We start from the raw sequence: 16,606 nt of genomic DNA, 5'->3' as shown, positions 1-16,606 counted from the left end.
TTCGGAGTATTGTATGGAATTCCCATATAAGAACAGTACTTTACCTGTTGAAGAAAGAGTCGAAGACTTGTTGTCACGAATGACAGTGGCAGAAAAAATTGGCCAGCTGTGCCAATCCCCGATGCTTGAATACAATATCAACCGTGATACTTACCTTGAGCGTATCCGCCAGGGCCATTGGGGCTCGCGTATTTTGGCCGATACGGCTTGGGCCGGTAATGCGCCAGGTGAAACGGTGAGCCCTGCCCAGCTTAATGAAATCCAGCGTGCAGCCGTTGAGGGTAGCCGCCTTGGCATTCCGCTTATCATTGCCCGCGATGTGATTTATGGTCAGCAAACCGTTTTGCCAATCCCGTTGGCCCAGGCAGCGTCATGGAACCCAGAGCAAGTTCAGAATGCATACCGCTGTATCGCAAAAGAAGCGGCTTCGCTCGGGATCCATTGGACGTTTGCGCCAATGCTCGATATCGTTCGCGACCCACGCTGGGGCCGTGTTATTGAAAGTAGCGGTGAAGATCCATATCTAACCAGCCAATTTGCCAAAGCTGTAGTAAAGGGCTTCCAGGGTGACTCACCTGCAGATGAAGACTCTTTGGTGGCATGTGCCAAGCATTTTGTCGGCTACGGTGCTTCAGAGGGCGGTCGTGACTACGACACCACGGAAATTTCCGACAACTCTCTGCACAATGTTTACTTGCCACCGTTCGCTGCTGCTGTTGAGGCAGGTGTCGAAACTGTTATGTCCGGTTTTAATGATCTGGGAGGTACGCCGGTTTCGGGTAGCCAATCGCTGATCAATGGTTGGCTTAAATCAGAGCAGCATTTCGATGGTATGGTGATCAGTGATTGGGGCTCCATTTCGGACCTTGCCTATTTCGGTGTCGCCAAAGGCGCTGAGGGTGCTGCTGCAGAGGCGCTTAAAGCCGGTGTTGATATGGCGATGACCAATGAAGCCTATGAAGATCACCTTCAAGATCTTCTGGACAAAGAAGCCATTGATATTACCCATATCGATGAGGCAACCCGCCGGGTACTGCGTACCAAGTTCAAGGCTGGATTGTTCGAGCGTCCTTATGTCGATGAGTACAAGCACAAGAGTGTCATGCGTCACCCAGAGCACCTTGCACAGGCGCTAACTGTTGCCGAGCAGAGTATGGTGCTGCTTAAAAACAACCATGATGTGTTGCCGATTGAGGCTAAGCCGATGACTATCGCAGTGATTGGCCCGCACGCTCACTCTAAGCGTCAGCACCTAGGTTCTTGGTGTTTGGACGGTCGTGCCGAGGATGTGACCAGCATTTATGAAGGCATCAAAGCATGGACAGCTAAACTCGACTGCACCATTGAACTGTTAACTGAGGAAGCAGCATTTACCGATGAAATGGTCGAGTGTGCTCATCGTGCCGATCTTGTGATCCTGTGTACCGGCGAAAGCCACCGCCGCACAGGTGAAGCTCGCAATGTTGCTGAGCTCACTTTGCCTGCTGGCCAGGAAGAATTGATCCGTGCTATCGGTGAAGTCGGCAAGCCTTTGGTTGTGGTGCAATGTACCGGCCGTCCAGTACCGTCTGCAGCGACAGAGCAGTTTGCCGACTCGCTTCTGTACGCATGGCAATCCGGTACCGAAGCAGGTCATGCCGTCGCACGTTTGCTATTCGGTGATGTCTCCCCGTCAGGTCGATTGCCGATGTCGGTGCCGCGCAGTACCGGTCAGATCCCGATGTACTATGCCCGTAAGCCACTTGGCAAAATGCGTGATTTCCAAGACTACCAGCCTTACAAAGATCAGAAAGATACTCCGCTATACCCATTCGGATTTGGTCTGACTTATGGTGAATTTGAATATTCCAACTTGCGCTTGAGCCAAGCTGATCTGACGGCAGGTGACACCTTGTATGTAACAGTGAGTTTGCGTAATAAAGGCATGCTAACTGCGACAGAAGTCGTTCAGTGTTACATCCGCCAGCAGATGGCTTCAACTACACGACCAGTGCGTGAGCTGAAAGACTTCTGTCGGGTGACTCTAGAGCCGGGTGAGGCCAAAGAGGTCGTATTATCGTTACCTGTTGAAAAGCTACGTTTCTACGGCATCAACAAAACCTTCGCTCTGGAACCTTCGACGGTCGAACTGTATGTCGGTGGTGACTGCAATGCCACACTTTGCGCAACTGTTGAGGTGAACTGATCCGCATCAAGGGCTAATTTTTTTCAACCTACGGCGCCCCGTGAGATCGGCGGGGTGCAGATGGAGCCAGCTATCATGACGAAAGAAAGACAGGCTGAGCCGTCAGCGACTCGCCCCAATATTATCTACATTATGTCTGATGACCATGCGATTCGGGCATTGAGCGCTTACAACAGCGATATCGCCCACTTGGCACCGACGCCAAATATCGACCGTATTGCCCAAAACGGTGCGCGGTTTGACCAATCCTTCGTAACCAACTCCCTGTGTGGCCCTTCGAGAGCCGCCATGCTGACGGGGAAATTTGGCCATAAAAACGGTTTCAACCATAACGGCCAACTATTTGATGGTCACCAGCCGACTTGGCCAAGGCTACTGAAAAAACATGGTTATACCACTGCTTGTATCGGGAAGTGGCATATCAACCTCACTCCTGAAGGGATCGACTTTGATCATTGGGAAGTCCTGAACGATCAGGGGGAGTATTACAACCCTGACTTTATTACCGCCCAGGGTGTGAAGCGTGAGCATGGATACACCACTGAGCTGATCACCGAGAAGTCATTGCGTTGGTTGGAAGAGCAACAGCACAGTGACAAGCCCTTTGCCTTGTTGCTTCACCACAAAGCGCCACATCGCAACTGGATGCCGGCCCCGCAACACATGCGTGCGTTTGAGAATACCACCTTCCCAGTACCGGATAACTATTTCGACACCTATGAAGGCCGCGCGGCGGCTGCCATGCAAACCATGACAATCTACCGGGATGCCCAGGAAGGCCATGATTTGAAAATGACCAAGGGGGTGGGTGAAACAGAATGGCGCGAAGATATCTGGCCGTTTCTGCTGGCGCGTCTAACTCCGGAGCAGCGTCAGGCATGGGATAAAGCCTACCAAGACCGTAATGATTGGTTCAACGCCAATGAAGCCAATATGACGGCAGAGGAAATTGCCATCTGGAAATACCAGCGTTATCTGCAGGATTACCTGGCCACCATCAAGTCGGTCGATGAGTCTGTGGGTGAGGTGCTTGATTATCTTGAAGCGAACGGTCTCGCAGATAACACCATTGTTGTCTATACCTCAGATCAAGGCTTCTACATGGGAGAGCATGGCTGGTTCGACAAGCGCTTTATGTATGAAGAATCGTTCCGTGCGCCTTTGCTGATCCAATACCCGAATCGGATCAAGCCGGGTACTGTCGTGGATCACTTGGTGCAGAACATCGACTACGCACCAACTTTCCTTGAGTATGCGGGCCTTGACGTACCTGCGGATATCCAAGGTGAATCTATGGTGCCGTTGCTCGATGGCGAACCACCTGCGGATTGGCGCCAGTCTCTCTACTACCACTTCTATGAATATCCAGCGATGCACGATGTGACCAGGCATTACGGTACCCGTGATAGTCGCTATAAGCTGATGCACTTCTATTACGATATCGATGAGTGGGAGTTTTACGATATCGAAGAAGATCCGACAGAGATGAACAACGCGATTAACGATCCGCGCTACCAGCAAGAGATCGCGCGGCTAAAAGCAGAGATCAGCAAGCTCGAGGCGAAGTACGATGTACCGCCACGGGAGGAATGGGTCAATTTACCGCTTGAGTATAAGCCAGCGCCGACGCTGGAAGAGCTTTTCCCGGAAAGCTATCAGGTTGCTTGCCAGTAAGAGTGAGCGAAATACATCTGTTCGTGCTTTGCGTATGTCAACGAATCAGGGCTTAGGCCGCGTGTTCTGCCCTAAGCCCTGATGATTAAATACCTACAGAAGAGAATAAGAATAATTATGTCATCACTATTCACATGGACGAGAAAAATCACCAATCGGCTTGTTGTCACTATCGCCATTGCTTTCTGCTCGATTGCCTTTGTTGGGTATGAAGGATTAAGCGGGTTAAGTCAGTTGTCTAATCAAACCGCCACCTTGGTTGAGGATGATTTGGCAAAGGTCATAACCATTAGCGATATCCAGCAGCGGGTAGAACAGGCTAGGGTACACTCCCTGTTGGCGATACAGCATGATCCGAATGCTTTTAGCGGCAGCTATCATGATCATCCCATTTCGGTGCATATCGATTTGATCTATGAAAGCTATGATGATCTTCAGGCGCTGTATTTTGATTTGATGACATTCAATATGGGAGCAAGCCTTGAGGCGGCAGCCACACAGGCGAGTTCTCTGACTGATGAATTGTTCTTTTCAGGCTTTGAGGTCATTATTGATCTGCTAGAACAAGGCGAATTCCAGCAAGCCAATGTACTGTTGCTCAGCGAGGTAAACCCTAAGATTGAGCAACTAAAAACCTTGCTTCATACCATGAATGACTTAAGTGCAACTGGTGCTAGGGATGCTTATACCGAAGCGGTCAGCGACGGGCAGAGCTTTGTCTGGAGTATGAGTACAGCACTGATTGTGAGTACATTACTGTTAATCGGCATCGCCTATTTGACCATCCGTCGCATTGTTTTTGCACTCAAGGAACTTCAGGCCACGGCCAATAATATTGCCGAAGGTAACCTGACTTGCCGAGCTCAGGCTCAGGGCCAGGATGAATTTACCGTCATTGGTGATGCGGTTAATAACATTGCGGCAAGGTTCCAACAAACAGTCTCTTTGATTGGCGATTCGGCTAATCAGCTCAATATTGCCTCCCAGCAAAATACCCAGCTCAGTGAACAGACGGCCTCGAATGCCGCATCGCAGCAGGCACAAATCCAACAAATTGCCACTGCTACCGAAGAGCTGACAGCAACGGTTAGTGATGTGGCGGCTAGCGCAGTGGCAGCAGCTGAAGCTTCCCAGAAATCAGATGAGCTGGCCCAAAGCGGTGTGGGGGTTGTTAACGAAGCAATTGCTCAATCTGTTGATTTGGCAGATGAAATTGAACAAGCCAAAGTCGCTATCAATGAGCTAGGCAAGCATTCGCAAGATATCGGTAGTGTGTCAGATACGATTCGTGAGATTTCTGATCAAACCAATTTATTGGCTTTGAACGCCGCCATTGAAGCGGCAAGGGCCGGTAGCTATGGTCGTGGTTTTGCGGTGGTCGCAGATGAGGTTCGTACCCTGGCACAGCGTACCAAGAGCGCCACGGAAGATATTCAAGATACGATAGCTCGCCTGCAAAACGGTTGTCAGCATGCCATTGAGCGTATGGAATCCGGTGATCAATATGCCCGAGAGAGCACGGTCAAAACTAAGCAGGCAGGCGAAGCATTGCAGGCCATCACTGAAACAGTTGCCGGTATTGCAGAGAAGAACATCCAGATTGCCTCGGCGGCTGAGCAACAAGCGGTGGTGACTGGTGATGTTAATACCAACGTGTTTGAAATTAATGCATTGGCCGATAAAACCGCAGCAGACTCAGAATCTAGTCAAGAGGCATCCGAGTCTATTGTGAAACTGGCCCATTCCCTCACCAGTGAAGTGAACCGTTTTACGGTGTAGTTATCACGTAAAGCCTGTTGTACCAAGGAGCCTCTCTCGCCCTAAAGCCAGAGAGGTTTTTTTTATGTTTTTTTAGGGGAAACCTAGCTCTCAAAACTGACATATAACGTGTTAAGTGATTAGTTATTAAACATCTTTTTTGATAGCCTTTGATTTAGTCGAAACGTTTAAATTGAGGCAAAAATGAAACTGAAAATGTTAGCCGTTGGCGTCAGTTTATCTGCTGCTGCCATGGGAGTAAGTGCCGGAAGCAACGCCGGGAAGAGCGGTGAATATATTGCTTTTTTTGATCATACTTTGCCGATTGAAGAGCGCTTGGATGATATCAGTGCTCGGTTAACCGATAGAGAAAAAGGCAATATGATCACCTTGTGGAACGAAGGTGTTCCGCGTTACGGATTAAAATCATTTATGCCCGGCGAAGCTTTACATGGCCTTGCGGCACCTCGTCGTAATGCGGCGACCGTTTTCCCTCAGTCAATTGGTTTGGCGGCTACTTGGTCTCCCCAAGCGATAAAGCGGATGGGTGATGCGGTATCGGATGAGGCTAGGGCCCAATATCACAATGGGCCGGTGATCAGAGACGGTAAGCGCGGCCCGCTGACATTCTGGTCCCCTGTTATTAATATTGCCCGTGATCCCCGTTGGGGTCGAACCCAGGAAGCCTATGGTGAAGACCCGCTACTTAATGGGGTCATGGCCAGTGCCTATGTCAAAGGTCTTCAGGGGGATCACCCCAAATACCTCAAGACCGCTGCGGGTGCCAAACACTTTGTCGCTAACAATGAAGAACACAACCGTTTTCATGGCAACGCGGATATATCTGAGAAGCAACTGCGGGAATATTATTTCCCAGCTTATAAGCAGGTCGTCCAAGAAGCCGATGCCCAGATTGTCATGACGGCCTACAATGCCTTGAACGGCGAACCGGCAGTGACTAATACCTGGCTGATCAAAGATATTTTGCGCGGCGAGTGGGGTTTCGATGGCTTTGTGCTGGGGGATTATGGCTCTATCTTGATGACCGCCAAAGGTTGGGAAGAGCGAGGCTTTCGTGGTCACGATATTTATGACAATTACGTCGAATCTGCGGCGGCGGTGTTGAATGCCGAAACATTGGATTTCGACAATACCCGTATTTTTCGCGATGAAGCCATCACGGCTATAAAGCAAGGCAAAACAACGTCAGAGCAGTTGGACCGTGCATTCCGAAATACCATGCGGGTCGGCTTGCGACTGGGTATGTTCGATCCCGAAGAGATGTCACCATGGAAAGATCTGCCGTTTGAGATCATGACCACCTTCAAGCCGTTGGCACTTGAGCTTGCTGAAAAGAGTATGGTCTTACTGCAAAACGAAGATGTTGAGGGCTCGCCATTGTTGCCATTGGATAAATCAGCGTTGAAAAAAGTAGCGGTGATTGGTCCTAACGCCAACAGGCTCAACTTTGGCACGTACTCAGGAACCCCGAGAAACCCAGTCACAGCGCTAGGTGGTATTAAGGATTACCTAGGCAGTGATGTCGAGGTGGTATATGTACCTTGGCAAGGTAGTAATAATACCTTAAGCGCGATTCCAATGGATAACATTACCCTCCTAGATACCCAAGGGATGGGGGTCTGGCAAGCTGACTACTTCAATAATCGCGGAGCTAGTGGTCAGCCGATAGCGTCCAACACCGCAGGTGATATTGATTTTAATTGGACCGCTTCCAAACCTCATGCTGATATCAAAGACAGTAATAGCTACTCCGTCCGTTATACCACTACGATTGTTCCTCCACAGAGCGGCCTGTATACCCTTGGTTTCGAAAGCCTCGGTGCTAACGTTACCTTAAACATCAATGGTTCAACCGTGCTGCGTAGCCATGGTGATACCAATAAGCGTCTACCATCAATGGTTGAGATTGAGCTTGACGGCGAGAAGACCTATGAGCTTGAGCTTTACTCAATGCGTTTGCCTAGAGCAAAAGGCCACGAGCTAATGTTCGGCTGGCAGCTACCACAGCTCAATTCAGCGAGTGCAGGGCAGGAGCTGGCCGCTGCAAAAGAAGCGGATGCCGTCATTGCGTTAATGGGACTGTCGACTGATTACGAGCGTGAGTCGATTGACCGCATTGCTGAAGGCTTGCCACGGGAACAGACCGATATGCTCAAAGAGGTTGTTGAGGTAAACCCTAATATCGTTGTCGTTCTTCAGTCTGGTTCGTCGATGGAAAGCCCATGGCTGAAAGACAATGTTCCGGCAATACTTCAGAGTTGGTATCCAGGTGAGCAAGGTGGTGCTGCTATTGCCAATACTTTGTTTGGTGAAAATAACCCAGGCGGCAAGCTTCCGCTGACCTTTGTGAAGTCGTGGAAAGACTTGCCTGCTTTTAATGATTACGACATCAGTAAAGGCCGTACTTACTTGTACTTCGACAAAGAGCCATTGTGGGCCTTCGGCCATGGGTTGAGTTATACCGAGTTTGCTTTGTCTGATTTGAAACTGGGCAGCAAGGTTACTCAAGACGGCCAAATCGACGTCACGGTTACTGTAGAAAATACCGGAAAAGTGGCAGGCGATGAAGTGGTCCAAGTCTACGTGACCGATATGTTTGAGCGCAGCGAAAAACCTATCCAGCGCTTGAAAGCGTTCGACCGTGTGTCGCTTGAGGCCGGTGAGAAGCGCGATATTACCTTAACCTTCGATATCGCTGACTTGGCTTACTGGGATGAGAAAACCAAAGATTGGATGCTAGGTGATAAATACGAAATCCGGGTAGGTAACGCGTCGGATAATATTGTTTTGACCGATACCATAACGGTTGAGTAATAACTCTTGTCTGTCTAACACCAAATAATTAGCCCAAGTAATACTCGCCGTTTTTGATAAGCGGCGAGTTTATTGTTCCTCTCAGAAATCGTTGTTAAAAATAGAATGTAGGAAGAAATGATGCAGGCATTACCATTTCGCTTCTCTGTGTTAGCTGGGTTACTTGCAATCCAGTTAGCTCAGCCAGCACTGCTACACGCTAGTGAGACCCCATTAATTGCCGCCGGACAAGATCTCAATGCGACTCGTGACGAGCGTATGGCTTGGTTCCGAGATGCCAAATTTGGCATGTTCATTCATTGGGGTGTTTATTCCATGTTTGAAGGTGAGTACAAGGGAGTAGACTCGCCTCGTTATGCCGAGTGGATTTGGAATAACGCCCGTATTCCGGCGCAGGAATATATCGATTTGGCGAGAGAGTTTAACCCTATTGCCTATGACCCTGTTGAATGGGTGCAACTGGCGAAGGATGCCGGTATGACTTATATGGTGTTAACAGCTAAGCACCATGATGGTTTTGCCATGTTCGATACAGAAGCCAGTCATTGGGGGATTACAGACACCAAATGGGGCAAAGACGCAATAACCCCGCTGAAAGAAGCCGCCGATGACGCAGGGTTGCGTTTTGGTTTGTATTACTCCCAATCATTGGATTGGGGAAACCATGGCGATGAAGGTGGGGCACACTGGGATGCTTCTTACTCGCCATACCCATCAATTGAACGCTCAAAGTGGGCCGAGCGATTTAACCGCTACATGAATGACGTGGCTTTCCCGCAGCTTGAAGAGTTAACCACGAATTATGGCAAGCTAGATTTGTTTTGGTGGGATATGCCAAAAAACATCACAGATAGCCAAGTTCAAACAATGGCTGATACGCTCTGGGGCAACCAACCACAAATAGTTTCTAACCGTCGACTTGCTAGTCGTCAAAACGCACTCGATTTTGGTGATTTTGATACTCATGAGCAATCTATTCCTCCTGTGCCACAGCTTGATACATACTGGGAAAGTTGCATGACGATGAACAACACTTGGGGGTATCGCCGCTCAGATCAGGACTGGAAGAGTACGGCTGAATTGATCCATAACCTGACCGGTGTGGTCAGTAAAGGCGGCAACTACCTACTTAATATTGGCCCAAAACCTGATGGTAGTTTTCCACAAGCTTCGATTGACCGTCTGAAGGATATTAGTAAGTGGATGCGAGTCAACGGCGAGTCGATTCATGGAACAACGGCTACCCCGTTTTTATTCCAACAAGCTTTTCGTGGGGCAACAACACAACGTGTACATGATGATGGTGTAACGCTGTATCTGCATGTTTATGAGTGGCCGAAAAATGGTGAGCTACAGGTGCTCGGTGTTGCAAATAAGGAGCTGTCAGCCTATCTCTTGGCGGATACAGAAAAAACGCCTCTGAAGATTGTTCATAATGACAAAGGTCTGAAGATTGCTGTCCCGGATAATGCTCCCGATCCATATAGTTCAACGGTTGTTCTTGAAGTAGCCGGCAAGCTGGACATTGAAGAAGTCACAGGAGTGATGACGGCCGACGGCATGGTGTTGCGCTCTCTGGATGCTGAGACTCAGCATGTTCATTACAACAGTTGGTCAAATAGCTTAACTGACTGGTCAGGGGCTGAAAGTTCTGCCAGCTGGAGTGTTGATTTTGCTAAGCCCGGGCGCTATGCCGTGCAGATGTTCCACGGAAACGCGGATGAATCACGCATGCAGTTAACACTGGGTGACAATATGGCCCACCTGATTATTCCAGCTACGGATGATCAGAATATGCGTCGCAAATACCCGACGCCGACCATTGTCGGGGAGATAACGGTTACGCAGGCGGGTGAGCAAACCCTGACCTTAACTCCCGCTACGGAAGGTTTTACTCGGGTCAACATGGGGGAGCTGACTATTCTTCCGTTGGGAGACGCAATACAAGGACCGGATGGCAACATTGGCTTGCATGCAATGAATGCAGATTATAATGGTAAAGCGATGGTTTACCGCGGAGCTCGCCAATTCTTAGATGGGCAAAAAGAAGTGCTGTTGTGGGAAGCCACTGTCACACGTCAGACCGGGGTTTTTGATGTCGTTTCTACTTATCGTAGCGAACAGGATCAGGAGGTTACCCTCTATGTTGGTGATAAGGCATACCCATTTACCTTGCAAGCGACGGGTGAATTTCCTGAGCCTCTAAATTTGCACATAGGTCAAATTGATTTGACTGAATCAGGGGTAACTGAAATTCGTTTAGAAACATCAGCCAATGGCACTTTCGACTTTTATGGCCTTGAGCTTTTTGAAGCAGGATTTTATGCCAGCAGCGAAAAGCCACTAGCGACTGAGTTCCCAATTGCGCGGAGCCATAATAACTATGTGGACAAAGGACAGCATCCAAAAGCGCATTTTGCAGACAAAGTATTGGATGGAAGCAGCCAGACTCGGTGGTTACCTTCACCGCGAAACCCTAACAACATGTGGTTCGAAATTGATTATGGAAAGCCGCAACACATTGAACATATACAGCCGGTCATAGAGGAGCGGCTAGGGCAGACAGAGTTTTTCAACTCCATTGAATTGATAGTGACATATCTTGATGCCAATGGTGATTGGCAGAAACTGACAGCTTTACCCGCAAACATAGCCAATCAAGGGTTTGTGGCTGATAAAACGGCAAGGCAATGGCGCTTTGAGTTTAAATCAAACCGACGAGGCACTTTCTCTGTGAGTCAGGTACTCATGAATTAGTGAGAGTCTGTAAGTTTTGGACGACCTTTGTGCCAGACTTTGAGTCTGGCACAGTTCATTTTCAATTAAGGTATAAGAGTAAACTTTTAACAAGCGAAATATTCAAGTGTCGCTATTAATTATGGGTGCTTTTAACTAGTGCTATCCATGTCCAAAGTGTTAGTGATTTGACATCAATACACTCGATATTCTGCGCTCCAACTGAAGCTCTGACCGACGGGAACATTTACCTCAATGAAGTTCTCCGGAGAGAGCGCGCGATCGTTTGCCCAAACGACCAGTTTGTTTAGTGGCTGGTTTACCTGAACATCAATGCCGCGATTTAGCCCAAGGTGGTGGATACGGAACTGATGATCATCTGGGGTATTGGCAAAACCAGTGAGTGGAACATAAAGGCGTTTATCGTCGCGGATGGCATCCAGTATCTTGAGGCTATTGTTTTGTAGCTTGATACGTTGCTCGTGTTTATCTTTTTTCGGGGTAAAAGGAAAAGACACCTGGTATTGTTCATCAACGTTTTGATCGCCAATGACAAAGAAGTGGTGGTTGAAAACGGTGGTTTCAATCGGCTTTTCGCCAGTATTTTCCAGCTGATGTTCCATGGTAAACCCCTGCTCATTGAGGCTTATGGTCTTCTGATAACGATAGCCGTAACCAGTATCTGACTGTAGCGTGTGTATGAACTCTACACTGCCATCCAAGGTGTGGACCTGCCAATCACCATGGTCAAGGATCTGGTAGGGGTGGGTGAAGTTAAACCGCTTTTCGCCCTTGGGCTTTTTCAGAACACCGATACCGATACGAACAAAAGTATCGGTATCACCATACCCCAAGTTATCGAATATCTGGGCCGGCCCATTTACGCTGAAGTGCTTTTCCGGGTCATGAATGGGTTCTGGTCGCCAGTGACCGAAGTATTCAATATCTTCAAATTTGAATGAGTGAATCAATCCTGACCAATCAAACCGAACAGAGCGATAAGAACCGTTTTCCGCATCTGGCAGATAGATCGCCATTTCAACGGCGTCGTTTGCTAACCGGGCTTCCGGGAAGGTGGCCGCTGACACTCCAACACAGACTAAAGATAAACAGCCACATAATAAACCGAAGACTTTCATTAATTTCCTTTAGTGTTTACTGAAAAGGAGTGGCGTTCCTAGCTGAGTACCAGCTAACCTCAGGTCGACCGGAAGGCATCGGCTAGGAAGCCGCCACGTCACTTAACGTTATTATATCAACGGGTTAACCTTACAAATCCTCTGTAAACTCCACGGTGTAAGGGGTTTGGAACAGGGCTGGAAATTCAGGCTCTGGGAATTCTTCTAAAAGATCTAGGTATTCGTTGAATAGCTCCTGGAATTTCTCCGGCTCTTCATGCCTCAGGTCGCGGCGCTGAGCAACATCATCATTGAGGTTGAACAGCATAGCTTTGACCTCTTCTTTGACTAACTCGCGGTTGGCGCGTTTTTCGCCGGCTACTTTGTGTTGGTCATTCCAAGTTAGTACCCAATCACCCTTGCGGTAGGCAATATCGTGGAAGAAACGGAAGAACATCGTTTCATGCGGTCTACCTTCTTTTTCACCGTTGAGGAAAGGCACCAGATCAACGCCGTCCAGCTCAGGTGTATTTTCGACCAAAGGAATATTCCGTGTCAGTGTCGGCAATATATCTAGCGAAATAACCGGCTTGGTATACTGCTTTCCGGCAGGGACAACACCCGGCCAATTAATCACAAATGGCACCCGGATACCGCCTTCAAAGGTATCGCCTTTAAAGCCTCTGAGATCGGCTGGGTTACCGGCGAGGTTAACCGGCTCCTTGCGGCGAACAATGGTTTGGTAACCGTTATCAGACAAGAACACGATGGCGGTGTTATCGGCGATCCCTTTTTCTTCCAGCGTTGTCATGATATCGCCCAAGCCATCATCCATGGCCAGCAGCATGGCGGCAATAACGCGGCGGTGCCAGGTGGCAAATTCACCGTCCATCAACTCATCAACACGTTTTAGATAGTGCTCAGGAGCTTGGTAAGGGGCGTGCACTGCGTTGTAGGCAAGGTGCAGGAAGAAAGGCTTGTCGTGGTTACGCTCGATAAATTCGACGGCCTCGCGGCTGAACTCGTCGGTTAGGTAGGTACCATTGGGGTATTCAACCATTTGGCCGTTGCGATAAATCGGTGAGCGGTTGTTCTTGCCGTTGTAATGAGTATTGGCATTGAAATAGTCATGGCCACCCCCAAGGAAACCGTAGAAGTAATCCAAGTTACGATTCCACGGTTTGTGCTCTTCTTCGAAATGACCGTAATGCCACTTGCCGATAGCTGCTGTGGTATAGCCTGCTGCCTTGAAGTGGTCTTGCATCATTGGCTGGTTGGTCGGGAAACCGATTTTGGCATTACGAGAAAAGTTGCCCCAAATCCCGAGGCGGTCTTGATAGCGCCCTGAGATCAACCCGGCGCGAGACGGGCCACATACCGATGAGGTGACATAGCCTTGGGTAAAGTGGGTACCGCCTGCAGCAATTTTATCGAGATTGGGCGTGAACATATCATCGGCGCCCATGAAGCCTGATTCGTCATAGCCGAGGTCGTCAACTAATACCACGATGAAGTTAGTATCGGCTTCTGCTGGTAATTGTTCAGCACTAGGCTGGCCAGCGACTGACAAGCCGGGCAGCAAGGCGAGGCCCAATGCTGCTTTGGTAAATGTTTTCATGGAGGATACTCTTTAATTTATTGTTGTTGCCAGAAAATAGGGTTGGAGTAGAACCACAAGTCTTGCCAAGGGTATTGGTTTCCTTGCTGCCTTGTTGGCTCCAAGATGTCGGTACTGGTACCCCGCAGGCGTAGATAACCATTCTGATGTTCCCGCGGGATATCGATAGTCAAGGCAATGGTGTTGTCTTTGACCTGCCACTGAGACTGGTCAATTCGCTGGATGACTTGAGTGGTGCTATTGGCGTTCGGCTCTTTGGCGATGGCAGGATCAACGGCTCCGGTAATCACATCGATACGGTTTAATACCGGAATATCACCGTTGGCATTCTTTCCTTCGCTGAGATTGAGTTCTAGCTGCAGCGATAGTTTGTCTTCGTCACTGCTTACCACCAGAGTCTCACCAAGAGAAGCGCTATTGTTTGTATGTTTATCGGTATTTCCGTCAGTCAGTTCGGCATTAAGACCGCTGATCAAGTCGCCGAAAACGATAAAGCTTCGCCCGTGACGGAGCCCGTCCATGATGTCAGCCGACTCGTTACGGGCATAGACATAGGTTTTGTTGTACTCACCTGGCCAGAAATCTCGGCCACCAACACTGGTATGCGTATGTGAATCTGCCGAAGATGTGATCCAAAAGCGCATGCCGTTGCCAAGGATATGATCCCATACCCCGCCCACGACGGCGGTCATTTGGTCGGCCCCCCTAAAGGTGCCATATTTGAAATAACTACCCCGGGCACCTCTGGCCGCCTGGTGGCCAGGAGTGCCGACCATGCCGATAAATACTTCGGGATCGGTCTGGTGCCAGGTCATGAGTTTCTCGGGGGTTACCCTTGCCCATTCGTTGAGGCCGGTTGCCTGGCGGCTTGGGTGATTCTTAATGATGATCGGCTTTTCAGTTTGGCTGGCGAGATAAGCAATACCCTTTTGCATGTGCTCGACATTGTTACGGTTACGGGTTTCTTTGCGGTACTCGCGAATAGAGTAATCGCGTTGGAAGTTGACCAGTACTTCGCGCTCATCGCTATTGATAGGCATCATGACCGTGGCATGTTCTCCGGCAGGCACGTCAAGTTCGATACCGAAGAACTGGTGGACATCCGGCACGGATTCGCGGGCGGCCAATAATTCCGGATAGGCTTTATTGTCGAGTAATTTTGAGTGCTCCGGGCCACCGTGGTCAGTGTTGACTAACCAGCTCAGACCATATTTCTGGGCGGCTTGGGCATTATCGAGATAGCTATGCTTGCTATCTCCACCTTTGATCGGAGACCAAGGAGAGGTGGATTTATCCCACTTTACACTCCAGTGAGTATGGGCGTGGTGCTCACCGGCTAGCCATTGTCTTTGTTGTGTGCTGTTAGTTTCGAGCGTATCAGCAATCCCCTGTGCTGACAGGGTACTGATGAGTAGAGCGAGTGCTAATTTACGCATAGCTGTTACCTTAGATTGTTATTATATAAAAGCTGGGATTATGTACTCAGGGACAAACTGCAATGGCACACGACGCTGGGAGCCTCGATTGCTGCTGGTGACAGCGACGATAAGGTCGAGTTCTGGCATGACGAACAAAAACTGCCCTCGGGCTCCTCTGGCAGAGATGGTCTTTATTTCCTTCCCGTTGTATTGGAAGTTCTCGGTCCACCAAAAGTATCCATACTTACCATTCTTTGTTTTTGGCGTTGTTGCAGTGTGTAACCACTTACTATTGATTAGCTGTTTGTCCATGTACCGGCCTTCGCCAATGACTAGCTTGCCGAATTTCACCAAATCTCTTGAGGTGAAGTGCAGTCCTGAGCTGGCTTTGGTGAGTCCGCTGACGGATGTTTCCCAATGGGCACTGGCTATGGCCATGGGTTTGAAGAAGTGCTCATCGGTAAAGGTCGCAAGATCTTTGCCTGTGGTGTTGTACAGTACATGGTTAAGAATATCTGGATCGGCCCCTTGGTATTTGAAGGTCTGCCCGGGGGTAACTGTATCGGTGAGGGACAGGTACAGTGAGGCATGATTCTCACGGGTTATTGCAGGTAAAGCATCCCCTGTTTTGCTCTTCGGAATTGAGATTCCCGATTGCATGCTCAGTAAGTCATGGAGGGTGATGGCTTCAGTACCCGGTGCAAGTTGCTCCTTGTCGGCAATAGACAGGTATTTAATTGCCGGATCGTTAACGCTGTCTATGTATCCGAGCTCGATGGCCTTGCCGATAGCGTTAGAGAGCATGTTTTTGGTAATGGAAAATATGAAATGCGGCTCATCGATTGCACCGTCGCGCCAGTAATCCTCGGCAATGAGTTCTCCCTTGTAATGGATCAACAGGCTATCTATTTCGCCGTAATTACCGGCCGCAATGTCTTGGCGAAGCTGTGTGATCTGCTGGGTTTCGATACCTAGATCATTCATGTTTGCGGTGGTTAAGCCGTCATTTCGCTGCAATGGCGTCTGGTACTCACTACTGGCTAGTTGCGTATTGTGAGTGCTGGGATGCGCTGAAGCGTGGTCGACTTCGGCGGCAACATGATTCAGGGTAACTTCTTCATCGCTTAGTCCGTCTTGTGCTGGCCCGTCTTGAGCTGCTCTTTCTTGAGCATCTAATGGCATAGCCATAATACACAAGCCGGCAAGGGCCACTATTTGATACTTTATTTTGTAGGTGCGAGACATTTTTTGATTCAGACTTTGC

Annotated in this window: 9 protein-coding genes; 5 read left to right on the top strand and 4 right to left on the bottom strand. The window is 49.1% G+C overall.

All coding sequences use genetic code 11. The features are described 5' to 3' along the window. Positions 1–13: 13 nt before the first annotated feature. The 5 genes from ACXAD4_RS20870 to ACXAD4_RS20850 all read left to right on the top strand — a co-directional run bounded on the left by ACXAD4_RS20870 (position 14) and on the right by ACXAD4_RS20850 (position 11,209). Positions 14–2,185, top strand: coding sequence for a glycoside hydrolase family 3 N-terminal domain-containing protein (locus ACXAD4_RS20870; RefSeq protein WP_475243862.1), 2,172 nt, complete (start codon positions 14–16; stop codon positions 2,183–2,185). Positions 2,186–2,260: 75 nt separating this feature from the next. Beyond that, positions 2,261–3,859 (top strand): sulfatase family protein, encoded by a 1,599-nt coding sequence (locus tag ACXAD4_RS20865; RefSeq protein ID WP_475243860.1) that lies wholly within the window; start codon positions 2,261–2,263, stop codon positions 3,857–3,859. A 117-nt stretch (positions 3,860–3,976) separates the two neighbouring features. Beyond that, positions 3,977–5,638 (top strand): methyl-accepting chemotaxis protein, encoded by a 1,662-nt coding sequence (locus ACXAD4_RS20860; RefSeq protein WP_475243859.1) that lies wholly within the window; start codon positions 3,977–3,979, stop codon positions 5,636–5,638. A gap of 183 nt (positions 5,639–5,821) precedes the next feature. After that, complete coding sequence (locus tag ACXAD4_RS20855) at positions 5,822–8,452, top strand: glycoside hydrolase family 3 C-terminal domain-containing protein (RefSeq protein WP_475243858.1); 2,631 nt, start codon at positions 5,822–5,824, stop codon at positions 8,450–8,452. Positions 8,453–8,569: 117 nt separating this feature from the next. After that, entirely contained in the window at positions 8,570–11,209 is a 2,640-nt protein-coding gene (locus ACXAD4_RS20850; RefSeq protein ID WP_475243857.1) for an alpha-L-fucosidase, read from the top strand. 173 nt (positions 11,210–11,382) lie between these two features. Here the strand turns inward: ACXAD4_RS20850 and ACXAD4_RS20845 are convergent, their stop codons facing one another. From ACXAD4_RS20845 to ACXAD4_RS20830, 4 genes are all read right to left on the bottom strand, one after another. Continuing rightward, positions 11,383–12,327, bottom strand: a complete 945-nt coding sequence (locus ACXAD4_RS20845) for an aldose epimerase family protein (RefSeq protein ID WP_475243855.1) — start codon at positions 12,325–12,327, stop codon at positions 11,383–11,385. A gap of 130 nt (positions 12,328–12,457) precedes the next feature. Then, entirely contained in the window at positions 12,458–13,924 is a 1,467-nt protein-coding gene (locus ACXAD4_RS20840; protein WP_475243853.1) for a sulfatase-like hydrolase/transferase, read from the bottom strand. A 17-nt stretch (positions 13,925–13,941) separates the two neighbouring features. Next, positions 13,942–15,360, bottom strand: a complete 1,419-nt coding sequence (locus ACXAD4_RS20835) for a CehA/McbA family metallohydrolase domain-containing protein (protein WP_475243851.1) — start codon at positions 15,358–15,360, stop codon at positions 13,942–13,944. A gap of 21 nt (positions 15,361–15,381) precedes the next feature. Beyond that, entirely contained in the window at positions 15,382–16,530 is a 1,149-nt protein-coding gene (locus ACXAD4_RS20830) for a serine hydrolase domain-containing protein (RefSeq protein ID WP_475243850.1), read from the bottom strand. Positions 16,531–16,606 lie beyond the last annotated feature (76 nt).

It is taken from the genome of Photobacterium sp. AWH4_225, from assembly GCF_056158405.1.
Note: the sequence above shows the minus strand (reverse complement) of the source record. Positions and strands in the feature narration are given on the sequence as shown.